Below are 25,764 nucleotides of genomic sequence, written 5' to 3'. Positions count from 1 at the left end.
TTCTAAATAAGCTGCAATATCACATTGGGGTTTGACTCAATAAGGTGATCTTGGACACTACTATTGTGCTGCTTATTTTGTGCGGATATTAAATAGTTTATTCTCCGCTTTTATTGCGGTGAATAATGCTTATATTTACCGCATATATTTTAGAAGCGATGGCAGTCTATATACACGAACGACATAGTTGGACAGATTTCCAATGGGAAGACCAGAAGATACTTAATTTATTAAGTGAAGTTCGACATCTGCAAGGAAAACTTATTGGAAAAGTAGAGTTGCTAGGATTTGAATTACAAGACGAAGCAAACTTAGAAACACTTATACAAGATGTCGTGAAATCATCAGAAATAGAGGGTGAAATACTTAATCCAGAACAAGTGCGCTCTTCAATAGCTACTCGATTAGGGTTAGATAATTCAGGCTTGATCCAATCTGACCGACATATTGATGGTGTGGTAGAGATGATGTTAGATGCTACACAGAATACAGATAAGACCATAAGTATAGAAAGATTATTTGGCTGGCATGGCGCATTATTTCCAATCGGTAGAAGTGGCTTGTATAAGATTGATGTAGCACAATGGAGAAGTGGAGATATGCAAGTGGTTTCGGGAGGAATGGGAAAAGAAGTCGTACACTTTGAAGGACCTAAAGCTGAACGTCTCGAAGAGGAAATGAAGAGATTCATAGGCTGGTTTAATATGGATTCTAGTATAGATCCAGTCTTAAAAGCTGCTATTGTACATTTATGGTTTGTGACTGTACATCCATTTGATGATGGAAACGGACGTATTGGTCGTGCATTAACAGATATGCAACTATCGAAAGCGGATGGTGTCAATCAACGCTTTTATAGTATGTCTGCGCAAATTAAACAAGAGCGTAAGGAATATTATACGATTCTAGAGAAAACGCAAAAAGGCGATTCTGATATTACCAATTGGGTAGTTTGGTTTTTAAACTGCCTTAAAGAAGCTATTATTGCTTCGAATACGATAATAGATAAAGTCGTGGGAAAACATCACTTTTGGATGCAAAACAATGTTAATATCAGTAATGAAAGGCAACGTATGATGTTGAATAAATTAATGGATAATTTTGAAGGAAACCTGACTTCATCAAAATGGGCAAAGATGACCAAGGTATCGGCTGATACCGCATTACGAGATCTTACAGATTTAGTTAATAAAGGTATTCTAATAAAAGCAGATTCCGGTGGCAGAAGCACAAATTATGAACTAAATTGGTAGTCTTTTCATTTTTAACAGACTATAAGATACATCACCTTTTATCAAGATCATGAAAAGCCATTCTGCCAAGAATGGCTTTTATTTATTGAATATAATCATCATCAATAACATTTTAATGTTATTTTAGGTGTAGATTAATGATAGACCATTATGCAACTAACCAACAAGATATTATTTAACCCTTATTTGATTGCTAGTGCAGTGCAGCAAAAATCGAATAGGTAATAAGATGTATTCAATGAGCAAATATATCCTACTTTTTATTTTAGTTTTATCCGGATTAGAGGTCTTTTCCCAGTCTGCATACTCCCATACTCCTGATAGCGCAGCCATGTTCCCTAAAAAATATGGCGCATTTGAACACTATGCCTTTGTGCTTAACGGAAAGGTTATTGAGCATCAAGCGTTGGTTAATAATCCGGAAGCAGAGCTAAATAATATTTTCCCTTATCCGATAAGGTTGGGAGGGAGGCGCTATCTTGGAGCCGTATATTTTCATACTGAAGCACGCTATGCTCCTCCGGTTCGGTATGTTGATCTTCCGGCATATTTTATCAATGGAAGGCAGATCAGTCCTTATCAGATCCGTTTGGCCAAAATTAAAGCCTATATCAGCATTGTGAAGTCAACAAAAGATACAACGATAAATGATGTGCTGTACCCGGGTTCGGTACATGTGGATTCCGATGAGGATTTTTTTGCAGACCGTATTTCCTTGCCCGATCTTATCGCAGAGTATACCGGTTTATCGCCAGAACAGGTCATCATCCATTGGCGAAATACCCGAAATAACTACCAGAATGAAGATGATATCGGTATAATAATTGGAAATCATTTTCCGCTCTATTCATTTAAGATTCGAGATTTATCCGTTAATAAAATAGAGGTAGATCGTGTTCGCTTTGCTGGAAAAGAGCGGTATGTCATTCACATTAGCGACGACAGCTATAAATGGAGTATGCTAAAAGGCACATTAATTTTTGAAGATCCTTTGGCTCTTAATACAGTTTATCCGTGTTATATATCAGATTTTGATCCGAAAGACGAACAAATTTTTATCTCGCCAGAAGTGGATGCGGCCACGTATAAAGGTTTAAATTTTTATCTGAAGAAATTATCATCCACAACGGGAATTCCTTTAGTTAGACCCAGTTCCACTACGAAGACAGACTCTATCACAGTCCAATTTATCATACTCAAGGATGGTATGATTACTGCGTTAGAAAGTCCTGATTTAGATAAATCCGGTCATGAAGCTATACTTACCGCTTTCAAAAAAAATGCTTGTGGATGGACTCCTGCCGTCCAGGGAGGGAGGCCAGTCCTATGTCGCCGAAAAATGGTGCTCTTTTATAGCAGGGATAAAAAAGGAGATATCCGTTCGCTAGATAGTCTTAAATATCGCTAAAACATTATTTAATTTAAAAAAAATTTATGACCACAGCGCCTATAAAATACCTTTTACTTTTCGTTATCATACTGGTAAACATTCACGTCGCGCGGTCCCAGCAGTTAAGAACCAGTGCTCCGAACAGCACGTTATTATATCCCAAGGAATATGGAACGTTTGAAAATTATGTTTTTATCTTAAACGGTGGTATCATTGAAAAGCAGGAGCTGCTCAATTATCCAGAAGCAAGGTTAGGACGCGTTTTCAATTATACTTCACACATAAAGAGTTTGTATGAAGGTGTCGTAAATTTCCATACACCTTGGTATCCACCTTCACCGCCAGATGAATATGCTAACGATCCTGCTTATTTTATTAATAATATACAGGTGAGCCCATATATCGTACGGTCTTCATTAACAGAACAATATACCGGTATCAAGAGATCAGAACGAGACACCCTTATTGACGGTATTGTCTATAAAGGTTCTATACATATAGATACGGAAGAAGATTTCTTTGCCAACCGCATGACAATATGCGAGATTGTTAAGAAGTATACCGGTCTACCAATTAAAGATGTTATCGTTCATTGGCGTAATGATTTTTGTAATATCCAAAATCCGGGACTTATTATTCAGGATCATTTCCCATTATATTATTTCGACCTCAAGGGGTTGCAAGAAGTGAAAGTCGATCGTATCCGTTTTGCCGGGGGTGAACGTTATTTCATACATTTAGTAGATGAAGGATATCCATCTGATAATTTTTCTAAAAATTCATTTAGATCAACGCTAAAGGCTGATATGATCTTCGATTATCCTATGGATTTCGATCCCGAATCGCCTTGTTATGAGGAAAAATTCAATAGTGCTATTTATGATATCCACCACCGTGCAAAATCTGAATCTAAACCATTTGGAGGAGAAGAAGATTACATGAAAAAATTAGCAAATAATATGGGTTTACAAGCTATTAAACCTCCTGTACAAACCACGCAAGATTCGATCCTCGTGCAATTTATTGTTCTTTGGAAAGGAGGACTTACTCATCTTGAATCTGTGAGTCCACAAAAGCCCGCTCATGCAAAGATCTTAAAGGCCATAAAACATTTTTCCTGCGTTTGGTCTGGTGCAGAGGTGAACGGGACACTCTTGCTTTTCAGGAGAAAAATGGTGATCTTTTACAGTAAGGATAAAGAGGGGAATATTCGGTCGTTAGATCGACTTGAATACCGTTATGATGATCATCAACCAGTAAGTTAGGAAAGGAGGTGGGGACCTATTATTTAGGTTTTAACCCCATTTTAGAAGCTTTCTACTATTTAAGTTAATAATTCAATCCCTTATTCTCTATTTTATAAATACTCCAATTTTTTGGGAGGAGGTTATACTAAGTAACTTTTGTAAGTTTTATTCATTGTTAACTGTGTTCATAATTACTATAAGGTCTAAGAAAGAATCTCTATAAGATTAAGAGATAAAAATCATGCAATACGAATTTCAAGTGAAAGGAAATCGGTGTGTGTGTGTGTGTGTGTAGAAATAAAAATTCATGAAAATATTTTAAATTTATTCTTTCAACAGTAAACTGGAGGGAAAGCAGAAAATTAAAATAAATCTATAGAAAATGCAAGAATTATTCATTAAGCAATATTGGAATGAGGAAGATATTTTGTTTTACATTCACTTTCAAAATGGAGAGGCCGTTAGACAAATAGAAGTGGCTTCTAATAGTAAAGTTTTTTTAACATCCGAGAATCCACATCAAGGAGAGTCATTCTTATATGATCAATCTTTTGATGAACTTGATTTAGAACAACCTGACTTTATTACAGAAGAAGAATTTAATAAAGTTTGGGATGATCAATCTTAGTATTGACAAAAACTGAACTATATCATCCATCACAAGAAAATCTAGAATGGCATATATAGGAAGTTTTTTTGAGCGATTTACTAGATACGCTAAGTAAAAGAAGTTGATAATAATGTTGCATTTGATCAAAAGCGGATAAAATTATTAAAGATGAAAAACTATTTGAAAATGAATTGATGTCTATTTTTAAGCCAATCTACTAGTCTAAAGATTTGGGACATTTATCTGTAAAATTTGCTAATGAGTTAATGTTATAGAAGATATTACTACTTTTTTTAGAACTCAGAGAGCAATGATTCGGAAGGTGATCATGCAGTTGTAAATGATAATACATCTTATAGAGTTAATCACACGATCCTAAGAATAATAAAAGGCTTGGTTTTGAAATGATAAAACGTGTTGACTGTAAAGGAGCGGCCCGTGTAGAAAAAAGACTGATGGCAAAAATTGAAACATCACTTGTTTAATAGAACGAAGAAGTAAGACCTGTACCAGAGAAAGATATACCTAGGAAGAAGTAAATATGATAAAATGGTTACAAAATTGGTATTACCAATTATGCGATGGAGAATGGGAACATCAGAATCGTATTCGTATTGAGACAATTGATAATCCTGGATGGAGTATTGAAATTGATATTAGTAAATGCGGTTCAGATATTTTACCTAAAAGTTGGACCTTATATGAATTATCAGATAATAATTGGATAGGATTTAAGATACATGACCGTATCTTTTATGCAGCTGGTGATTCCTTCAAGCTAGAAGTATTAATTAGTCTTTTTAGAGAGTTGACCGAAAAAGGAGAAATTAAAGAAGAATACATCTGGAGTATTATTAATAGCAAATAGAAAGAGATATTTGAATGTAATATTATAATTGAGAAGGCTGTTCAATTTTAGTAATTATAAAAACGGCTGTAAAGACTTGGTTTGTAAAGAAAATAAGTAATAAAACCTACTTGATTATTGGAAGGGTAAGCTTTTGTTTAATCAAGTAGGCAGATAATATAAAATGTCAAATCATCTTAAGTATTAATAACATTCAAAGCAGAAGAACAAAGCAATGAAATCATTAAGAGTACCACTATTATTCGGTTCAATATCAGAAAGTATAAATTCTAATATATTATTTTCGAATTTTGATCAGAAGTATCAACTTTTACGACCTGCAATGCATTGTATTTTTTGATATAGCTTAGAAATATGGGGTAATTGAATGTTTTTTCATTCTCAAATGAAGCAATTACTTCCGGTGCTCCAGTAAAAAAGCGCTTAAGGTTCTCAGCTCTTTTTTTATTTCCTGGGAAAAGCGCATTATCGTCAGACTGTCTCAGTAATATGACTTCTCCTGTGCTCTTTTTTAGTGCAAACCAAGATTTAACGGTGGTAAATCCAATAAGACCCATTTTAGAACCTGTTCCAATTCCACCTCCCAATGCAAAATTTGAATCTTTTACGAAATATACCATGATATCACCATCTGCTTCTAATTCGGCAAATGTTGGAGCACTATTATCTTTTATTTTAATTTTATAAATCTCAGGTTTTGATCCCTTCACAAGTTCTAAGTTTTTCTCAATAAAAGAGGGAGCATATGTTTTGTTTTTTTTCGCTTTATAAATTCGATAAACTTGATCAGGGTATATTTCACTTTTGTCTTTACCATCAGCAATAACAGCTATTTTGTCATTAACAGATATAACATTTGTGTAAAATGAATCGCCGTTCATGAGAATGATTTGGTCTTTATTATCCTGGGCTTTACACAAAGTTGTGATCATTGGTAAATAAATTATTGCAAATGCAATAATAAAGGGTCTAATTTTAATTAAATTCATATGTGATTAATAATAAAATCAAAAGTAATACTATTTATGAAAAAAATATTGATAAAAAGTTAGGATTTTACCCTCGGTTATTCCTGTCTTTTTTAAGATTCGCGGGTTGCATTTGCCTATTTTACTTTATTCTTATCGTACCATCTTTTTAGATCTTCACTCGATTCAGAGAATTGAAAATATTTTGGTTCCGATAAGATTGATTTGCGGTATACATCATTTGTTTTATTCGATGCCTTAATTTTAATTAAAGTCGAAAAGTGAACCAAGAGAGTACTATAAAAATTAGATAATTGTGTCATTTTATAGGATTTGGTTTTGTCATATCCAATCCATTCAAAATCTTCAAAATCAAAATTATTATAACAGTAATATTCATTATTATTTATCTTCGGCATTTTTTTGATAAATTTCATGATGTCTTTATCATTCTTGACATACTGCAGTACTCTTATCCTCGAGCCAATCAAATTGTTTATTAAACTAAAATATAGGATAGCCTTTTCTTCCGGATTGTCTAATTCAAGTTTTTCTAAATTAATATTGAAGTTGGAAAGATTACCCTCATTGAAGTAAAATGAAAGTCCAGATAATATCCTGCTATAATAATTATCCAGTAGATTTCTAGGATCAATCGTAGATGACAATATTTTTTTAACTACCAAAGAATCTGCAATGGGTTTTTCGTTATTATGATTATAATGAATCTCTCGTATAATATACCAATATAAAAGTATCTCATGACTAGGTTTCTTGAGCATTTCAATTTGAAGAATATCAGCAGTTTTTGCATTTATTACTTTTAATGCAGAAATAATCGGTTCAAGTCTTGGAGTACTTAATTTCTGAAGAGAATCTTGGTAATTCTCACCACCAGATGAATATAATTGACCTATTGACAATAAGTTATTGAAGTCTCTGGAATCAATTAATAGCTGGGACCAGCTGTAATTCTTTACAGAAAATAGTATTAAGAACGTAATTGTCAGTAAAAAAGTCTTCATTAATTTGTGAAAATTTGATTTAAATCTTGTATTAATATGAGCTGTCATTATGTTTATAAATGCTTCGATTTGTAAGTAAAATAGCGAATGCTAATCCAAAATCGAAATAGCCTTTAAAGTCTTTGGTGGATTATCCGTTAATAACAACTTGCTGATCGAATCTAGCTTGTACATGCTGACAGGAGCAAAGCTAAATGGACTAACATAGTATATTCCCTCATTATCGTAAGATTTCTTGTTCTGACGGTTTAAAGGATTATCACTATTAAAGACTTTTACTAGGCCAGATTTTTCCAGTTTATAGACCGCATGTTTCAACTTACTGGCATTGCCCAGTTGCGCTGCAATATCTTTCCTTTCCTTTAATGTTTGACTCCATTCTAGACTATCACCATCTAATCGGTGCTGTAACCTGGGTGTTATTTCCCACCAACCGCCAATAGAATAATTATCTTGATGTGCAACAACTAAGCTGTCTCCGGTTACCTCTTCTTGCATACTATACTTTGTTTGTCTAAGGTAAAATAGGGTATCTTGTTTATTTCTTACTTCAATACAAGAATACATAACGTAGTCGTCTAAAAATGACAGGTTTTTAAAAAGGCTATAAACGATCACTGAGCTATCTTTATTTGACCAATCTGCTTGTTTACCCTTTTCCCAGTTTTTTATGTCAGTGTAAGATACTTGATAATATTCATTTTCATCTCTAGAGCAACTATAATAAACCGTAGTGCCTAAAACTATGACACACAAAATACTTATTGAATTCCAAAGTTTGTTTTTTTTCATTTCGTAGCCAAGATAAACAATTGTTAGAGACCCTGAAAAGAAAGAGTCCTGTTTAACAATGGCATTCTTTCTTGTCAACTTATTTTATGTTATTTCATCATCATAAATATTAATTATATTTACGGTTTAAAATAATTAACCAGACTTATAGACAATATGAATGAAAATTTAGAAAATGAAAGCGTGTCATTGGACTATCCAATTGAAGATCAAAAATTAGTGACCATCACGCAGTATATGTTACTTAGTATTGCCACGTTTGGCCTTTATACCGTTTGGTGGATGTACAAAGAATGGCGTTTTTTTCGAGATAAAGAATATCTTGATATTTATCCTGCCGTACGGGCAATATTTTCAGTTTTCTTTATTTATTCTCTTTCTCAAAGGATTCTAGATTATGCCAAATCCTTGGGGTACACAAAAACCTACGATCCGTTATTAATTCTATTTGTAGTTATTTTTAGCAATATTGCGTCAATATTTCCAGATCCGTATGGCCTTATTTCCATTATATTTTTTTTTGTGTTGGTACCTGTTGTTGAGGCTTCCAATTTTGCGAAATTTCAAGATAGCAGTTTCAACTGTGGATACCAGTCATCTTTTTCGGCGAAACAGTTAATCTTATTAATTGCGGGAGGGATCTTATGGTTTTTTGTTATCATTGGTCTTTTATTTGGAGATCCTAATGAAGTCATCTAACTTTTTTTAGAAGTCATGTAAGTTTTTATCTAAGCATTTAAACGTTATAAGGAATCCTTATCTATCGATTCGCATGTCCTAGAATTTATTGGATATTGATTGATTAATCCTATGCAAGGAGCATATGGAGCTAACAAATATTTACATTCTAATTTTTTAAATTATGTGGAGTTTAATTTTATATTTTTTATTCGGAATAGGTCAACCTTCTAGTTCACAATCAATACAAGGAAATCCGACAACGATGCAATCAACAGATGATGGAGATCCTAATGATCCTAACGATGGTGATGGGGGAGATAAAGGTAATATCAGACCATGATAAATGACAGAATCTTAACGTTATACCTTTTTTATTTATCAGTCTAATTTTTTAAAATATGTGGAGTTTAATTTTATATTTTTTATTCGGAATAGGTCAACCTTCTAGTTTACAACCAACACAAGGAAATCCGGAAACGATGCAAACAACAGATGATGGAGATCCTAATGATGGTGATGGTGGAGATGTAGGGCAAGTAAGACCCCCAAAAGGATAGATGGTTTTTTTATACTAATAAAAAGGGAAGCAATACTTCCCTTTTCCCAGTGAATATTTAAAAATACCTAATGGAGTACAATATTCAATTCCTCTTGGAGCAATTAAATAAAATTATATGTTTAATGAAATAAAAAATAAATATGAAGATTTTTCGGATTCTTTGATTTCAGAAATAAAATATTATCAAATGCATAATATTAGAATAGTAGAAGTTACTTTAAAGTGCATGAATAGTTTCAATGATTATGATTATGAAAATATTAAATTAATTTTCAATGATGTTACTTTTTTTCATTTTAAAGAGGCTGAGCCGTATTCAAGTACGGCTATTAATTCAGCATTTTTGAACAATGACAAAGGGATTATTGTATTTGATTTTTTTCCCTTATTATACGATAATAAATTGGAAGAAAATCCAGAATCAGATCTCATTATAAAAAGCAAACGTCTATTTTATATTAAATTGAAAGATCAGTAGTGTTTAAAATAAATTTTATAAAATACTACATTATTGTAACCGCCCGGTTTAATGCATCTTAAAGTGGGAGGACGTCACAGGTTCAATAGATATCATGTTATTACCAAGACCTATATAGGATTGAATTAAAAATATCGCTGTAGAAGAATCTCTTCTATAGCGATATCCAAAAGAGAAGACATATGAAAAAAAATATAATAGCAGGGTTTATGATATTCGGCTTGTTAAGTTGTTCAAAAGATCATGTTGAGGTCAAACCTTATATTCCAGGTAACTTTAACGGTGAGATTGGAAGACATGGATTTTATGTTAAAAATGATAAATTTAAAAAAAAGATTAAAACATTAGATGGCGATGCACATTCTATCAAATTCGAATTTGAATTGGATAACAGTTTTGAACAATTTATCATCTATAATCAGCTTATCGTCAATTTAAAAGATATTGGTGCTCAGACGGCATATGAAAGGTTTTTTACCTATACTGGTAATAACGTAGTAAATGAAAATTGGATCTCTCTAAAGATTAAGGACGGTACTATTGGAAACGACAATTCAAAAACATATACCACTCTTCAAGATCGAGAAACTTTTAAACTTCAAATTGAAAGAATTAGTGAAGTAGGAGCTAAAGTTCCTTCTGTACAGGGAAATATGAAAGGTTATCTTTTTAATGTGAAAAATCAGAAAGACAGTATTTTAGTACAAGCTTCATTTTTGACAGAACCCGTTCAATAGATTTCTTTTTGCAGTGAGAAAATGTAATTATAAATGATATTATCACCATTTCTTGTCCAGTACCCTATGATCCTTTTTATAAATATTATTCAGAATTAAGTTGGAACAAGGGTAGTTTTTTCATAAGGTAAATAACAAAGCCATTCTATGTAGAATGGCTTTGTTATTTAAAGAACATTTTAGATTTCAAGAACTAGTTAATGGAGTTAGAACTACTGTTAATAGAACAAAACCAATAATTAATGGACAAAGTTATTTTTATTACGAGACAATTTAAGGTAACTAGATTTGTATTAGTTTTTAAAGGTAAAAAAGCCTCAGGTCAAAACAACCTGAGGCTTGAAAATAAACATTGGCCATAAATAAACTACAACTTTTTCAGTTTAAAAAAGGGTTCTATCAAACTGATAGAACCCCGCAATCTGTAGATTACTAAATTATAATTGTAGCTCGTGATGAAATTATAAAAAATATTTTTTTATTCACTGCTTAATATTAAAAAACAGTGTTTGTACTTGTCGATTTCCAGTATTTTAAACATGCAAAAACAGCTTCAAGCGGGTGCCTTAAGCTGTTTAAAAGGACTGGTCAATGTCATGAAAGAATTGAATCTTCTATTTTCCGCGCAATAAGCTCTCTAGCTTTTTTCACTCTTTTGCCAGTTTGCTATCATAGAAAGCATACGCATACGTTTTTTTTCAAAGTTGTTCATAACAACATAATGGGACATAAGTCAATATGTACTTGATAGGAAGGACGGTGTCAGCTTGGGATCTGTAACTCGGACAAATTGATGACTACCTAGTTCTCCATCATAAGGTTTCATTAGTGAAATGATATCATCTTTGTTGGTAGCATGTAACCAGGCATCTTCGTCCTTTTGTGCAATAATCAGATCAGTCTTTTCCATTTGTCCGTTTCTGCAAATTCTTTAATCATACTATTTCTCGTAATGAGAAATTTGTGAAGATATGCTGTTAGAATCAGTTTGTTAAATAATCTTCCAAATATCCCCATAGGCGATTGAAATGTAAAGATATCTTTCATGATTACTTTTTCACCATCCTGTTCAAATATATGTTCGTGGTATAGCGATTTGAATGCACCACTTATTTGCTCATCAACAAAGTAATAAGGTCTTTCAAAAGCTGTTATTTTTGAAGTTAGAATCTGTCTAATACCAAAATGTGTGGCTTGCCAAGTAACATATTCATGTAGCTCTATTAATCCTTGTGTTCTACCACCAATAGCTTTTTCATTTGTTTTTGAAGTTGAAATAGTATGTAAATCAATACTCCTAGCAAGATCAAAACACAATGCTATAGGTGCATTGATTATAGTAATAATTTCAATTTTGGGCATCTATTATTTGCTTACAGTTGTAAAGTTAATAGAAATTATGCTTCATTATTTGAGGACATATATAAAAATGTTGCCTTATCTCAAGATTATTTCAATTATAGTGGACTAGGTTACATTGAGGAAAAACTATGGAAGAGAGTTCAGTATGATACTACTGGTGGCGAGTTTAATAGCTATTGTGTTCAATCTTACTCAGATTGAACTTTCTTGTTATACAACATTCATAAATTTGAGCTTAAGTTATGTGATTGATTATGTATCTGCTGAAAGTGTATTTAAACCCAAATCTGCATACAAATAAGGTGTTTAGAGGGATAATCAAATATTTACAACCTACATAAAAATGAATATTTTTGATTACCTTCAAGGTATCAAACCGTGTCAGAATGAGGGTTAAATATCTTTCAAATAAATGCCTGCTCAATATCGCTATTCTTATATTATTCGCTATGCTGTCAATTGGTTATTCCCAAGCACAAACATCAGATGATAGTCTTGAAAAAAGGGTAGAAAAGGATATAGTCTGGATAAAGCAATGGACCAAATCAAATGTTCCTGATTTTCATTTAGTGAAAATCTTGAGCATGATAAATAGCGTCAATATTGCGAAAGAAGAAAAAGACAGTATTTTATATTTTTATCCGACGCCTTATTGGGGCGGTATGAATACAATTATTGCCAAACCTAATTTCCAGAGTCTAAGTCCATCTGAGTTATTTACATATTGTATGATTAACTATGAATGGTATAATCAAAATTGTAGTGGAAGAATTGTAACAAAGGAAGATGAAGCACAATTATATGGCACTTTTTATCGAAAGTATAGGGAATTTGTGTGGAGCGATAGGCAATTGAATGCTTTAAAGCAGCATAGAGATACCATATTTCATCTTTTGCGTAATGTTATAAGTAAGGATGGATTTATAGGAACTAATTCTTTACTTATGATGGAATCCCTGAATTTTAGAGAAGGGATTCCTATTGTATTGGATCAATTGGATAAAAAAGAGAATAATGATTTATATACTTTGCTCATGTTATTCATGATGAAGGGGGATTATGCTAAATTCAAAAAAACAAAAATTTACGAAGATATATATGGTCCCGAATCCCATATTCGAAGTGCAATCGATAATTCTCAGGAAAATAGAGATTTAATACGAAATATGGCGAAATCATTTTTTGAACAAAATGACGAATAAAGAATTGAGGACGTGGAATTACTTCCAAGTTATCGACATTGGATTAAAGAACTCGTTTTCAGGAAATTACCTCAATTTATTTGCTAAAGATTGTGTTGTCAGCGATTTGTATCTTCTAAAAGTCATAAGCTTAAATATTCAATGAATTATTTTAATAAATGCTTCAATTTGTAAGTAAAATAGCGAATGCTAATCCAAAATCGAAATAGCTTTTAAAGTCTTTGGTGGATTATCCGTTAACAACAACTTGCTGATCGAATCTAGCTTGTACATGCTGACAGGAGCAAAGCTAAATGGACTAACATAGTATATTCCCTCGTTATCGTAAGATTTCTTGTTCTGACGGTTTAAAGGATTATCACTATTAAAGACTTTTACTAGGCCAGATTTTTCCAGTTTATAGACTGCATGTTTCAACTTACTGGCATTGCCCAGTTGCGCTGCAATATCTTTCCTTTCCTTTAAAGTTTGACTCCATTCTAGACTATCACCATCTAAACGGTGCTGGTACCCGGGTGTTATTTTCCACCAGCCATGAATACTTTGATTATTTTGATGGGCGATCATTAAGCTGTCGCCTGTCAAAACCTCATCAATACCATAATGTATTTCTCGGATATAAAATAGGGTATCTTGTTTATTTCTTACTTCAATACAAGAATACATGAGATAATCATTCATAAATCTAAGATCTTTAAAAAGGCTATAAACGAGCACTGAGCTATCTTTATTTGACCAATCTCCCCGCTTACCCTTTTCCCAATCTTTGATTTCACTGTGTTGTACTTGATAATATTTATTTTCATCTCTAAAATAACTATGGTAAATCATAGCACCTAGAACTATGAAACACAGAATGCTTTTCCAATTCCAAAATTTGTTTTTTTTCATTTCTTGGTCCTTCACGCAGCTAAAATAGGCAATTTGAGCTGTTTTTAGTTGACGAATTTAGGAATGCAAAAGTATTACCGAACTGGTCAATATAGATTTCCATTATAAGCGAGGACATCAATATTTCTTATAGAAAATCAAAATATGAAATGCGAATTCATTCGCATTTCATATTTTGATTTCAATTCAATTTTATTTACCAGAATATAAGTTCATAAGAGGTATATCAATTTTTAACCCGACATTAATGATGGCCGCATCAAACGCTTTGTCATTGATCATCTTATTCGAGTTTTCAGGAAGATAAGACTTTAACGGTAAAAGCTTCCCACCTATGAAAGCTACAATAGGTGTATTTTTAATATTGTAAAGTAGATTGAAACCAGGACTTAAGACCTCGCTAAAATGGACTTCTTTGTTGTATGCCGAGTCGGGTGTGATAAGGTAATGGTTAACTAGATTTCCGAGATCCAGAACTTGTACATTAAGGTTGAAGTATTTGAAAAAATCACCTTTTAGTTTTACAGTAACTCCAATTGGAGCAGTAATACCGCCAGTCCATTTGCATCCTAATGATGAATTGCCTATAGGAAGTATACGTCCAGCGAATGCACCTACATAAGCGTTTAAGTCCACTGAAGAAGACATTTTTCTTTTTAGTTTGTAGGAGGTTGGAGGTAGAGCATGTGATTCGATTACATTGCTTAATTCAGCTGAAGTAGAAGATGTAATCACATCCCCAAAGAAGCCCGAAAGCTTCACCAGTTGATTAGCATATGACATTTCTGACAATCTTGTCACACTCAATGATTCAGCTAGCTTAGGATTCTTATGTGAAAGGGTTTTTATCATAGTTAAAATCTCTTTATTAGGTTCTTCTTTTTGAAGACTGTAATATAAGGCTATTAGATTTATAAGATAAAGCTGCTCTTCCTTATTTGGTGTTATCTTTTCTATTGCTGTCACAAAAGGACCTATATTTTCCTTCTTTAATTCTTTATAATATTCTGATAGATCTTTTTTATCTATACGTTGCAGGGTTAGATTTACGTATTTGATATACTCTATTTGATTTTCCTCTATTGAGATACGATTCCAACTGTTTCCACTTTGAATCGTGATTTCATTGTTGAAAAAGTGGAGTTTTAGTAAATTTTTATCGATCGCATTCTGTGCTTCAACCAATTTCGTCTGAATCACCTTATTGGTACCATTGGATTGATAATAACTGTCGACTAATTTTAAAGTATTCTGTGTTGCAGCAACAAAGTTTTTCTCTTGAATATCTTCTATGACTTTAAAAATATTCTTTATACTTTCCAAATATTTGTTCCTTTCTATAGCATTCACTGATGTCGTGGGCAAGGTTTCAAAATTGGAAATTACTTGCGTAAGCACAGTCCAAGTACTAGAAAATGATCTGTTAATTTGTTCCGGTTTACTTTTTTCTAATAATGCTTGCTGTTCCTGATTGATTTTGTCAAATTGACCTAGTGATATTAGTAAGGGGCTTATCCAAGCAATGACCTTTTCTTTTGTGACCCCCTTGACATCAGGTAGGTTTTTAAACACCTGACCATATTTTAATTCAAACAGTTCTAATAATACTTTCCATTGTTCATTATCAAGCGTCTTAAGTTCTTCGTAGCTCAATAGTCTATATGATTTTTTATCATCTATGGTGAATAATTCATTGGTTATCATGTAAAGCACTGCAATTATATTTTGTACTTGCTTATTATCATTTATTTTTTTATAAATATCTGGATCCGCGCTGTATTTTGGGTTTAGATATAATTGACGGATAATATCCCTGTAATTATATCTCGCCTTGATCAAAGCATCGATATCATAGCCGAGATCTACTGCTGATTCCAGTTGAGTGGCGTCTTCTTTAGATAAAAACTGTTTTGTCCAAGTGCTTTTCGATATATTTCGTGGCATTTCAACAAAATCTTTCGATATAGCATAGCGCCATGAGGTGCCAAAATTTGCGGTCTGATAATCTGTTAGACCTTCCAACAGTTCAATTGTTTCTGGAAACACATCAAATACAAGTGGGTTCTTTACCCTTGCTCGTAACTGGTCCATGAACCAGATAACAGCTTCCTGTTTTGCTCGTTTGGCTAAAAACATGGCCATTGCTTCTATCATCTGAGACTGGGAAGGTATGCTCAATCCGGTGTAGTTAAGACCTTGTTGTGCATTTTGTGCGGTTGTAGTAAGATTTATCTGTAAAGATTCTTGTTGGTTTTGTCCAATCTGTTCAACAAGGAAACTTTTGATAGACATGGGCACATCTTTATTATCAAGCATATTATTTGCTAAAGCCTTAGTTTTGTCTTCTAATTGTTTATATAGGCTATCTCGTTTTATAGATAATGTATTTTTTGGATCTATTTCATTGCCTAAGCTTGTTATCTCACTAGTGTTCTCAGTTTTAATTTTATTTAATAATAACTTAACCTCCTTAACGTCAGGGTTTTTTAGAGAATCGAGAGGGTAATTGTTAATTTTGTGTCTTTTTAGTATTTCCTCTATTTGTACAATAGTTGCGTTCTCCATTAAGGCTAAATCCTCAATAATACTTTTGTTATTTTCAGTTTTCTCCTGAAATTGTTTCTTTTTGGCAGTTAAGTCATCATCAAGTTTTTTCCATTCTGTATAAAGCAGATTAAATTCACTAAGCTCTTTCGTCGAAATTTTAATTGGTTTAATTTTAACGTCTCGGTTTGTATTGTTATTACCAATACCTTTTAAATCTTCTAATACCTGTTCTGCTTGTATGTTGATTACTCTTTCTTTAAATTCATAGATTTTCTTGTAGGTAGAGTCATTGGTGATAGTCGCCAATTTATCTTTTCCGACAAGATTCAGCATGCTGGAGTAAATTTTATCCATATCCTGTGGACTACGCCTAATATGACTGAGATATTTACTCAAATAGAACAGATTGTAGGGCTGTATGATGTTACTTTTTAGATCACTGCTATCGATCATTAAAGTTAAATTTTTTGATTTTTGTGTAGCATTAATCTTAAAGTTGATGCATATCATCAGCGAGAAGATAAAAATATAGTATCTTTTCATGAAAAATATTTTAGGTGGTGACTAATTTGGATGTCCTCTATATGGTTGACACCAATTTACAATATTTCTTTTAATAAAAAAACTAAAATGGAGTAGATTTAACTATGATAAAAATACTTGACAAGCAACGCAAGGAAGTGTGGCAACTATGTAATCAACGGATGATGGGAGCTCAAATGATATTAATGATGGTGATTTAGGTCTAGTAATATCTTCAAAAAGGAAATATTTTTATTCAATAGACGCTAGTTATATTCACAATTAATTTTAAATTTTTAAAGTAAGATGATAGCTTTTGATAAATTTGTTTGACTAATCTCTACATATCCTTTCTATTGTGTAGTTCTTCCAAAATCAGATTCTGGTGACTGTGTTTCAATTTGATTTTTTTAACTTAGAAAATGGAAATTTTAATAACTCAAATAGTGGAAATTATAAAGGAAATGGAGTTAAATTCATTTGGTTTTTCATTTATTGTTCTTTCTATATTTATTTTTTTAAACTTAAATAATATTGTAGGTTTTCTTAAATCTTGATTTTCAATTAAGGATCCTGTTAATTTGACTCAGTATTGTATTGAGGACTCATCTCCAGATGCAGAAATACTTAGAGAGATTAATGCTGCGTTAGCATTTAAGAAAATGACAGGAATTACTGCTGGAAAAATGAAAAGAGAGATACTTTTGCAAATCTATAATAGAGATACTCTTAACATAACATGGCCTTTAATAAAATCAGCATTACCATACATATTCTTTAAAAAAAAGAACTTAGCTGTAATAGATAGTGAAAAAGAGGATAAAGGAGATGAAGATAGATTCACAATAGAATTCAATAAGAATTCTGGTAAAATTGATAAATTTCTGATGTGTTTTTCTTATTTTTTATTAATACAAACCCTGTTAATATTTCTAGCAATTATCTTTTTTTTGATAAAAGATGAATATGCTTTAGCGTTCGGTAGTTTAGTTTTGTTTGTACCAATATGTTTTGCCCTTATTGTGGTATCGGCTAGTCGATTCCCATATCGAGACGCAAAAAAGTTAAAGCAAATGGCAAAAGAGTTTACTACCGAATGATTTGATGTTAGACCGAAAATTTATCACTTGTCTTAAAAATATATATCACTTACATTCTCTACCTTCCACCTACATGAACGACCTATCCATTTATTTAAAAGCATTTTTAAGATTAAAGCAGGGTATTACCAAATATGGTAAAGCACCTCATAAGCCAGTTTTTCTATTGACATTGATTGAGTTAATTGAGCAGGGCTTGGATAATGACAATCACTTTCTTGTTAATGCAGATCTGGTCGGTTTATTTCAGGAGAATTGGCGATTGTTGGTTACCACAGCAAATCAATCCGATTTTACACAGCCATTTTTTTATCTGCAAAGCGATCAAGTCGATGGACATTCCTTTTGGCACATTCATACATCTAATGCAATTCCTATGCAAGCACATATCAAAAGCGTTAGTACATTAGCATGCATTGTTGCTTACGCAAGTCTTTCACATGAATTATACGTATTGTTGCAGTCTGTTGAAAAAAGACAGTTAATCCGCAATGCTATTTTGGCGCATTATTTTCCTAACCAATTTCAATCTTATTATGACCATAAACAAATAGGGGATGGCTATTATCATAATCTGCAAGCTTTGGTACTTAATGATCCTGAAGTCAAGTATAAACATATTGTGATTCATACAGAGGAAGATGTATTTGTACGATCGCACCTTTTCAAAAGATATATACCCCAATTGTATCAGGATACCTGTGCGATGACAGGTATGCAGCTGCGGTCCACTTACAATCACAATTTTATTGATGCTTGTCATATAGTACCCTTTTCAATTTCGCATGATGATAATGTCACCAATGGACTTGCATTATGTCCCAACCTGCATCGCGCTTTTGATCGTGGCTTGGTTTCCGTAGATCAAGATTATCGTATTTTGGTCTCAAGACATATACGGGAACTTGGAGAGCATCCCTATAGTCTCAAAAAATTAGAAGGAAATAAAATTATAATACCAAAATCAGAACAATACCATCCATCACAAGAAAATCTAGCATGGCATAGGAGGGAAGTGTTTAAGGAAGGATAATTCTGATAAATGGTACAATCTTTATATAGAGTTGGATATATAAGTTTTTTGGATTAATCCCTTTATCTAATTGTATTTCAAACAATATTTCAGATATTTGGGTAGATCCCTTAGCAATTAAAAAATTTCATCATGTCCGACATTCAACATTTATTAGAGCAGATCCGTCAGTTCCGAGATGCCCGTGATTGGGAGCAGTTTCACAATTCCAAAGATTTAGCTCTGGCATTGAGTATTGAAGCCTCTGAGCTTCTGGAGCTTTTTTTATGGAAAGGCAATGAAGATGCGGATCCTGATAAACTCAAAAAAGAACTAGCAGATGTTTTGATGTATGCTTTATTGCTTGCCGATAAGCATGGTTTGGATATAAAAGAGATTGTTGAGGAAAAGATGAAACTTAATAATGAAAAATACCCGGTAGAGAAAGCAAAAGGAACGGCCAAGAAGTATAACGAATTATAATGATCAAACCTTTCCAGATTATTCCATATCCATTTGATGCGCAGTTGGAACTTACTTTATTGCAACAGCAGCGTGATTATCTGTCATGGCCAATTGTCTATTTTCTTCAGGATAAAAAGGAAGCTTATGTTGGTGAAACCACCGATATGGTTACCCGAATGAAAGCACATCTTAAGACTGTCAGAAAACAACAGTTACAGTCTGTCGCCCTTATCCGGAGTGAACTGTTCAATAAGTCAGCAACTTTAGATATCGAGTCTAATTTGATCCGCTATATCGCCGCCGATGGGCAGTTCGATTTACAAAATGGTAATCTGGGGATCTCCAATCATAAGTTCTATCAACAGAAAGAAGTTTATTGGGAACTGTTTCGTGATATCTGGTCAGAATTAAGAAAAATGGGTATAGCTCGTCATTCACTTGAGCATATCGATAATTCAGATCTTTTTAAGTATTCTCCCTACAAAAGCTTATCGCGAGAACAGACAAATGGATTGAAGATGATTCTTAGATGTTTGCTTGATGATCGTGCAAAGGTTAGCTTGATTCACGGTGGAGCAGGAACAGGAAAGTCTATCCTGGCTATATTTCTTTTTAAATTATTGAAGACCGATTTACAGGATTTCAATAAAGCTGATTTTGATGAGTCAGATGAAGAACTATTTCAGCTAGTAGAAGCTGTCCGTCAAAAATATGGTGACTTGGAAATGGCTCTCGTTATTCCAATGCAGTCATTTCGTAAAACCATCAGTAAGGTCTTCAAAAACATTAAAGGATTGTCACCAAAGATGGTCATTGGTCCAGCTGAAGTGGCTAAACAGAAATATGATCTCTTGATCGTAGATGAAGGCCATCGCTTACGCCAATGGAAAAATCTTGCTGCTTATTATGGTACATTTCGTAAAGTATCACAGCAACTGGGTTTAGATGAATTAAACTGTACGGAGTTGGATTGGGTGCAGTTACAATCCGTTAAATCCATTATTTTCTATGACGAGTTTCAATCTGTCAAACCATCCGATGCCGATAAGCAACGTTTTCTCGATTTGCAAGCATTAGAAAGTACACGGATTGAACGTTTACGCTCTCAGTTCCGAGTAAAAGGAGGAGCACATTATATGGAGTTCGTACATCAGCTCTTCTCTGATAATAATATACTATCACCAAAATCTTTTGAAAGCATACATTACGATTTTCAGTTATTTGATGATCTGGATGCCATGGTCAAGGAGATTAAGCGTAAGGATGATTCTGAAGGCCTGTGTCGCATGGTAGCAGGTTTCGCCTGGGATTGGATCTCCAAGAATGATAAGTCGCTTCACGACATTGTTATTGGTGATACAGAGCTACGGTGGAATAGTACTGATGTCGATTGGGTTAATTCGGCCAATGCGATCCATGAAGTCGGCTGTATTCATACCACGCAAGGCTATGATCTCAACTATACCGGTCTTATTATCGGTCCAGAACTGGATTATGATTTCGATACGAATGCTTTTGTTGTATATAAAGATCGATATAAAGACAAAAATGGGAAGAACTCAGTCAAAGATCTATCAGTTCTTAAAAATTATATCCTCAATATCTATCGTACCATCCTTTTTCGCGGTATTCAGGGAAGTTATGTGTATGTCTGCAATGACAATCTAAGAAAGTATCTAGCACAGTATATTAAAACACCGTCGATAGAAGATAAAAGTGAAACTGATTATAGCATCACCGATTTCCCGTCTGAAAATTCAGTTCCATACTATGACCTTGAGATCGCGGCAGGTAGTTTTTCAGAGCTCCAACAAGCAGAACACACTCGTTATATTCAGGTAAATGGAATCACAGTAGATCCAGCGCATTATTTTGCATGTAAAGTAGTAGGGGAGTCTATGAACAAGATTATCCCTAATGGCGCTATTTGTCTCTTCGAGAAATATCAAGGCGGTTCCCGTAATGGATTGATCTGTTTAGTTGAGTCCAATGATTTTGTTGATCGGGAATTTGGATCCAACTATACGATCAAAGAGTATAACAGTAAGAAAACCATCAGTGAAGAGGGCTGGGAGCATCAAGAGATTACGCTTTTACCCAAATCTACCAATGAAAATTTTCAGCCTATTGTACTGCGAGATGAAGAGCTCTTGGATTTGAAAGTAGTTGGTGTGTTTAAGAAGGTGCTAATATAGGACTTCAAAAAAATAAAGTCATAGTTTCTGAAATGGTTATTTTGCAGGAACTATGACAAAAATCAGTTATAAATAAGCATATTTATTAAATACAGCTTTTTCAATTCTTAATCACACATACTTCTATCCACATAGGTTTTCCCTCCGTTACCATTAATGTAGTAACATCCACCACGTGGACCTCTTATATATGATCTTGCTGAAGAATTTCTTTGTTTCTTAGAAGATTTTTCTTTCAAATTGGAGTTACCAGTTCCAGAAGATAGTTTATTTATAGATGATGAATTAGATTTTACATACTCCCATGTCCCATCCGATTTTAAAATCACCTTCTGACCACTAGCTGTAGTAGCATACTGACTTTGACCAAATAAAATCACTACAATTATTGATAGTGTGAATATTAAAATTAGATTTTTTATCATGTTTTGTTATTAATAAAGATTTTAAGGTAAAGATTCAATGGATTTATTATCCAAATTTACGCTTTTACGCCCTGCCCAAGTATTGATGATATGTTCAGTAGCCGCTTTAAGAGATTTTTTATTGTGTACAGGATGATGCCCCGCAAGAGTAAAAAACTCAACCTCATTTTCAATTTTTGAATACCAAACTTTACCTACATCTGCTTTAGTCAAGGTATCAGGTTTCATGATTTTCTCAAAATTATTGAGCTTATCCTCATTTAGACCTATGATCTGGTTGGGTTGTGTATTATCCCTACAATCTACCTTTATATACTTGATTCCATTCCAGCACATACACTCCTTATTTATAAATGAAAATATAACGATTGCAATAATGACAATTGCCAAACCTCCATATGGATAATACGTTTTGTTCCTGAAAAAAGTTTTACCCTTTATAGGACTTGGTGTAGAAACTTCTGTAGTATCAACCGAAGGTCCAGCTTTAGTAATTACGACTTTTTCACTCTTATCACCATCGCTAGCGGCGGTATTTTCATGTTGACCAGTTGGATCTGGATCATTTATTCCCTTCTCGATTTTAGTTGATTCTTCTTTAGAAGTATCTTCCTCTGTGGAAGGACCAGTCGCTTTTTTTATATCATTTCCCTTAACTTCTTCTTTTTTCTTTTCGTCATCTTCAGTATCTGTCTGGATAGGTGGTTTCTTTGTACTTGAGTTGTCATTCCAATCATTAAAATTATAAGGACGAGGACTGAAATCTACTAATACGGCTAGCAAATTTACATAATTTCTGTCAGGTCTTTTGGCTTTATCGTTAATGATAAAGTATCTCAGAGGGCGGAGTTTATCTGCATCGAAATTCTTTACAATTTCTTTAAGGGATCGATCTGTCGATTTGCTATCATTAAAAAAAGTTTTAAATATAGCTTCATCCTCCTTTGTCAGCCCACGCTCCAAACATTGCTGACACCAGTTTTTTAAGTCGCCTGTTGAAGGCGATTCACGCGGAGAGTCCAGCTGGTTATTATTCTTTAAATCTAGGTAGGCATTTCTTACGGCCTCTTGAAATTTTTCAAACATGGTTCAAAATTAAGTCAATTCTACATTGTAAAATACGGGAAACCGTAGCTTCAAAAATACTTATAATCATCGCGTTCGATTGGAAAATATTGGAAATCGATTGAAAGCTTTTGAAATGTATTGAAACATTGGAAATGTTTAATGCAGAGGCTTTTAACAGCTATACCTTTGTTTTCGAAGTCAGATGATAGATTGATTAGTTTATGAGACTAAGATACTAAATAGATTTCACAATGAGAAGATCTCACGGTAGTCGTTAGCCGGTTTGGGAAGCAGCTTTTGCCTCCCGTGAGTGACACTCTTACTTCCCAAAAAATTCAGAAGGCCTTCTGAAAACACATGTAGTAATCCTATGCACGGAGCATATGGAACTACCAGGTTTTTACATTCTAATTTTTTGAATCATGTGGAGTTTAATATTATATTTTTTATTCGGAATAGGTCAACCAAGTAGTTCACAGCCAACACAAGGAAATCCAACAACTATGCAAACATCAGGCTATGATGATCCAGATGATGGTGATGGTGGAGATAAAGGTAATACAGTACCACCAAAACATTAATTTTTTTTAAGGGGTAAGGAAACTTACTCCTTTTTAGTTACTCACAATTGTATTGTTGGGTAAAATTTGATAAATTCGGTTAAATCTTTAGCCGTGTATAAAATCTTAATCTTTTGCCTTCTACTACTTAGTTTTACTGTTTCTTGTACAGATGTTAAGCACAAAGAGGCAGAAAAAATATTGAATGAAAATGAATACTATGACAAAGCATTTTTTTTATGGGAAAATGGCAGAAGCGATAGTACATTTTATTACTTTAATAAGGCAAAGGAAAAGTATCTTCAGTACAAAAACAGCGTTTACGTTGCACGTTGTTTAATTTATATGGCTACTATCCAATATGATTCGGGTGATTTTTTTGGAGCTCAAGAGACAGCTGTGGAAGCCATCAAGTATTTGGATCCGAAAGACAAGAATCAGCAAGCAATATTAAGTCATACTTATAATACAATAGCCAATGCAACAGATGAAATGCAACAGTTTGATCAAGCTATTCCATATTATAGGCTAGCCATTCAGTATTCAATAGATCATGACAATATTTTGTTATATAAAAATAATTTAGCCGTTTGTTTAAGAAATGTCAAACGCTATGATGAATCTATTAAGCTTTATGATGATATTCTTACTAAGACTCCAAAAGGTACTACTGCGTACGCTAAGTTTTTAAATAATTTGGCAAAAACGAAATGGGCGTCTAGTCATTCTTATAATCCAATTCTAGTCTACCATATAGCTTTAAATATACGGTTAAAAGAAAATGATCTATGGGGGCAAAACTCAAGTTATGCAACACTTTCTAAATACTATGAAGGTAGAGATATGGATTCATCCATATATTATCTGAGTAAGCAATATGAGATCGCTAAAAAAATTAAAAGTGCTGATGATCAACTCAACGCATTAAGAGGTTTGGTCCAAATGAACCCTATTTACTCTGAGCGCTATCTCAGCACATATCTTAGTTTAAACGATAGTCTTCAAACTGCAAGAACAGCAGCTAAGAATCAGTTTGCTTTAATTCGTTATGAGTCCGAAAAGAGCAAAGCACAGAATTTAGTATTGGAAAAAGAGAATGAAAAAAAGGAATCGCATTTAGTTATTCAACGTATTGGGATAGGTTTTCTCCTGTTTTTAATTGTCCTTGGAATCTTCTGGTACAAAAAACGTAAACAGCGACTTGAACTTGAAGCACAGAATAAGATCAAACAAAACCAGCTTCATCTTTCGAAGAAAATTCACGATGTCGTAGCCAATGGAATTTATCGTGTTATGACTGAAATCGAGTATAAGGAAGATATTGATCGGGAAGGTGTACTGGACAAACTAGACGATATGTACCAAAAATCGCGGGATATCTCACATGATGTTGAAGAGCAGACTGTAGCCGAGGTTTCTTACAGTGAAAAACTGGCAGATCTCCTCAAATCATTTGCAAGTGATCACCGTCGTGTCCTTATTGCCGGAAATGAACCAGATCTATGGACACGACTAAATAAACGGGCCAAGGAAGAGGTTAGTCATGTCCTGCAGGAATTAATGGTCAATATGAAAAAACACAGTCAAGCAGATCAAGTTGTTATTCGTTTTGAAAACCAGGGTAATCAGTTAGAAATTTTTTATAAAGATAATGGGATTGGTCTCGCAGATTCAAAAACATATGGAAAAGGTTTATCTAATATGGTTTCCCGTATCGAAGGTATTGGTGGTGAAATTATCTTTGTCAAAGAAGAGAGGAAGGGGCTTAGTGTGAAAATCAATATACCCATATTATAAAAAAACGATA

26 protein-coding genes are annotated in these 25,764 nt (G+C 33.4%); 17 read left to right on the top strand and 9 right to left on the bottom strand.

Annotated features, from left to right (window positions below; genetic code table 11):
• Positions 1 to 125: 125 nt before the first annotated feature.
• The 5 genes from FHR29_RS11355 (at position 126) to FHR29_RS11335 (ending at position 5,368) form a co-directional block, all read left to right on the top strand.
• Positions 126 to 1,253 carry a Fic family protein gene (locus tag FHR29_RS11355; RefSeq protein WP_221197847.1) on the top strand — a complete coding sequence of 376 codons (1,128 nt, stop codon included), beginning with the start codon at positions 126 to 128 and terminating at the stop codon, positions 1,251 to 1,253.
• 238 nt (positions 1,254 to 1,491) lie between these two features.
• The gene (locus tag FHR29_RS11350; protein ID WP_183914733.1) at positions 1,492 to 2,661 is read left to right on the top strand and encodes an energy transducer TonB; all 1,170 of its coding nucleotides are present in this window, start codon (positions 1,492 to 1,494) and stop codon (positions 2,659 to 2,661) included.
• A 26-nt stretch (positions 2,662 to 2,687) separates the two neighbouring features.
• Positions 2,688 to 3,908, top strand: coding sequence for a hypothetical protein (locus tag FHR29_RS11345; protein WP_183914731.1), 1,221 nt, complete (start codon positions 2,688 to 2,690; stop codon positions 3,906 to 3,908).
• Between the two features lie 364 nt (positions 3,909 to 4,272).
• Positions 4,273 to 4,518 (top strand): hypothetical protein, encoded by a 246-nt coding sequence (locus FHR29_RS11340; protein ID WP_183914729.1) that lies wholly within the window; start codon positions 4,273 to 4,275, stop codon positions 4,516 to 4,518.
• 523 nt (positions 4,519 to 5,041) lie between these two features.
• On the top strand, positions 5,042 to 5,368 hold the full coding sequence (locus FHR29_RS11335; RefSeq protein ID WP_183914727.1) for an immunity 53 family protein: 327 nt from the start codon (positions 5,042 to 5,044) through the stop codon (positions 5,366 to 5,368).
• A gap of 269 nt (positions 5,369 to 5,637) precedes the next feature.
• On the opposite strand, the gene FHR29_RS11330 is transcribed toward FHR29_RS11335, so the two are convergent.
• The 3 genes from FHR29_RS11330 to FHR29_RS11320 form a co-directional block, all read right to left on the bottom strand.
• On the bottom strand, positions 5,638 to 6,357 hold the full coding sequence (locus tag FHR29_RS11330; protein WP_183914725.1) for a hypothetical protein: 720 nt from the start codon (positions 6,355 to 6,357) through the stop codon (positions 5,638 to 5,640).
• 116 nt (positions 6,358 to 6,473) lie between these two features.
• Positions 6,474 to 7,361 carry a hypothetical protein gene (locus FHR29_RS11325; RefSeq protein ID WP_183914723.1) on the bottom strand — a complete coding sequence of 296 codons (888 nt, stop codon included), beginning with the start codon at positions 7,359 to 7,361 and terminating at the stop codon, positions 6,474 to 6,476.
• 90 nt (positions 7,362 to 7,451) lie between these two features.
• A complete protein-coding gene (locus FHR29_RS11320) occupies positions 7,452 to 8,153 on the bottom strand; it encodes a hypothetical protein (protein WP_183914721.1) in 702 nt (233 codons plus the stop codon).
• Positions 8,154 to 8,309: 156 nt separating this feature from the next.
• Between FHR29_RS11320 and FHR29_RS11315 the strand changes: the two genes are divergently transcribed.
• From FHR29_RS11315 to FHR29_RS11295, 5 genes are all read left to right on the top strand, one after another.
• Positions 8,310 to 8,852 (top strand): hypothetical protein, encoded by a 543-nt coding sequence (locus tag FHR29_RS11315; RefSeq protein ID WP_183914719.1) that lies wholly within the window; start codon positions 8,310 to 8,312, stop codon positions 8,850 to 8,852.
• 163 nt (positions 8,853 to 9,015) lie between these two features.
• Positions 9,016 to 9,174 carry a hypothetical protein gene (locus FHR29_RS11310; protein ID WP_183914717.1) on the top strand — a complete coding sequence of 53 codons (159 nt, stop codon included), beginning with the start codon at positions 9,016 to 9,018 and terminating at the stop codon, positions 9,172 to 9,174.
• A 58-nt stretch (positions 9,175 to 9,232) separates the two neighbouring features.
• Positions 9,233 to 9,391: a hypothetical protein gene (locus tag FHR29_RS11305; protein WP_183914715.1), complete on the top strand. Its 159-nt coding sequence runs from the start codon at positions 9,233 to 9,235 to the stop codon at positions 9,389 to 9,391.
• A 117-nt stretch (positions 9,392 to 9,508) separates the two neighbouring features.
• Positions 9,509 to 9,871, top strand: coding sequence for a hypothetical protein (locus FHR29_RS11300; RefSeq protein WP_183914712.1), 363 nt, complete (start codon positions 9,509 to 9,511; stop codon positions 9,869 to 9,871).
• Positions 9,872 to 10,053: 182 nt separating this feature from the next.
• Entirely contained in the window at positions 10,054 to 10,608 is a 555-nt protein-coding gene (locus FHR29_RS11295) for a DUF5025 domain-containing protein (protein ID WP_183914710.1), read from the top strand.
• Positions 10,609 to 11,341: 733 nt separating this feature from the next.
• On the opposite strand, the gene FHR29_RS11290 is transcribed toward FHR29_RS11295, so the two are convergent.
• Both FHR29_RS11290 and FHR29_RS11285 read right to left on the bottom strand, forming a co-directional pair.
• Complete coding sequence (locus FHR29_RS11290; RefSeq protein WP_183914708.1) at positions 11,342 to 11,518, bottom strand: hypothetical protein; 177 nt, start codon at positions 11,516 to 11,518, stop codon at positions 11,342 to 11,344.
• A complete protein-coding gene (locus FHR29_RS11285) occupies positions 11,500 to 11,970 on the bottom strand; it encodes an SRPBCC family protein (protein ID WP_183914706.1) in 471 nt (156 codons plus the stop codon). Before FHR29_RS11285 ends, FHR29_RS11290 begins: the two co-directional genes overlap by 19 nt.
• A gap of 386 nt (positions 11,971 to 12,356) precedes the next feature.
• On the opposite strand from FHR29_RS11285, the gene FHR29_RS11280 reads away from it, so the two are divergent.
• Positions 12,357 to 13,172, top strand: coding sequence for a hypothetical protein (locus FHR29_RS11280; protein ID WP_183914704.1), 816 nt, complete (start codon positions 12,357 to 12,359; stop codon positions 13,170 to 13,172).
• A 189-nt stretch (positions 13,173 to 13,361) separates the two neighbouring features.
• Here FHR29_RS11280 and FHR29_RS11275 read toward each other — a convergent pair whose 3' ends face one another.
• The gene (locus tag FHR29_RS11275) at positions 13,362 to 14,063 is read right to left on the bottom strand and encodes a hypothetical protein (RefSeq protein WP_183914703.1); all 702 of its coding nucleotides are present in this window, start codon (positions 14,061 to 14,063) and stop codon (positions 13,362 to 13,364) included.
• Between the two features lie 192 nt (positions 14,064 to 14,255).
• Positions 14,256 to 17,153 carry a hypothetical protein gene (locus FHR29_RS11270; protein ID WP_183914702.1) on the bottom strand — a complete coding sequence of 966 codons (2,898 nt, stop codon included), beginning with the start codon at positions 17,151 to 17,153 and terminating at the stop codon, positions 14,256 to 14,258.
• 641 nt (positions 17,154 to 17,794) lie between these two features.
• On the opposite strand from FHR29_RS11270, the gene FHR29_RS11265 reads away from it, so the two are divergent.
• The 4 genes from FHR29_RS11265 to FHR29_RS11250 all read left to right on the top strand — a co-directional run bounded on the left by FHR29_RS11265 (position 17,795) and on the right by FHR29_RS11250 (position 21,904).
• On the top strand, positions 17,795 to 18,232 hold the full coding sequence (locus FHR29_RS11265; protein ID WP_221197846.1) for a hypothetical protein: 438 nt from the start codon (positions 17,795 to 17,797) through the stop codon (positions 18,230 to 18,232).
• A gap of 73 nt (positions 18,233 to 18,305) precedes the next feature.
• Positions 18,306 to 19,265 carry an HNH endonuclease gene (locus FHR29_RS11260; protein ID WP_183914698.1) on the top strand — a complete coding sequence of 320 codons (960 nt, stop codon included), beginning with the start codon at positions 18,306 to 18,308 and terminating at the stop codon, positions 19,263 to 19,265.
• Positions 19,266 to 19,397: 132 nt separating this feature from the next.
• Entirely contained in the window at positions 19,398 to 19,727 is a 330-nt protein-coding gene (locus FHR29_RS11255; protein WP_132845707.1) for a nucleotide pyrophosphohydrolase, read from the top strand.
• Positions 19,727 to 21,904, top strand: a complete 2,178-nt coding sequence (locus FHR29_RS11250; RefSeq protein ID WP_183914696.1) for a DNA/RNA helicase domain-containing protein — start codon at positions 19,727 to 19,729, stop codon at positions 21,902 to 21,904. Before FHR29_RS11255 ends, FHR29_RS11250 begins: the two co-directional genes overlap by 1 nt.
• Positions 21,905 to 22,011: 107 nt before the next feature.
• Here FHR29_RS11250 and FHR29_RS11245 read toward each other — a convergent pair whose 3' ends face one another.
• Positions 22,012 to 22,329 carry a hypothetical protein gene (locus FHR29_RS11245; RefSeq protein WP_183914694.1) on the bottom strand — a complete coding sequence of 106 codons (318 nt, stop codon included), beginning with the start codon at positions 22,327 to 22,329 and terminating at the stop codon, positions 22,012 to 22,014.
• A 21-nt stretch (positions 22,330 to 22,350) separates the two neighbouring features.
• Positions 22,351 to 23,415 carry a hypothetical protein gene (locus FHR29_RS11240; protein WP_183914692.1) on the bottom strand — a complete coding sequence of 355 codons (1,065 nt, stop codon included), beginning with the start codon at positions 23,413 to 23,415 and terminating at the stop codon, positions 22,351 to 22,353.
• A 404-nt stretch (positions 23,416 to 23,819) separates the two neighbouring features.
• Here FHR29_RS11240 and FHR29_RS11235 point away from each other — a divergent pair, with 404 nt between their 5' ends.
• Together FHR29_RS11235 and FHR29_RS11230 are read left to right on the top strand one after the other, a co-directional pair.
• Positions 23,820 to 23,978 carry a hypothetical protein gene (locus FHR29_RS11235; RefSeq protein ID WP_165905932.1) on the top strand — a complete coding sequence of 53 codons (159 nt, stop codon included), beginning with the start codon at positions 23,820 to 23,822 and terminating at the stop codon, positions 23,976 to 23,978.
• Between the two features lie 93 nt (positions 23,979 to 24,071).
• Positions 24,072 to 25,754: a tetratricopeptide repeat-containing sensor histidine kinase gene (locus FHR29_RS11230; protein WP_183914690.1), complete on the top strand. Its 1,683-nt coding sequence runs from the start codon at positions 24,072 to 24,074 to the stop codon at positions 25,752 to 25,754.
• Positions 25,755 to 25,764 lie beyond the last annotated feature (10 nt).

The sequence above is a fragment of the Sphingobacterium sp. JUb56 genome (genome assembly GCF_014191365.1).
Lineage (GTDB): Bacteria > Bacteroidota > Bacteroidia > Sphingobacteriales > Sphingobacteriaceae > Sphingobacterium > Sphingobacterium anhuiense.
Note: the sequence above shows the minus strand (reverse complement) of the source record. Positions and strands in the feature narration are given on the sequence as shown.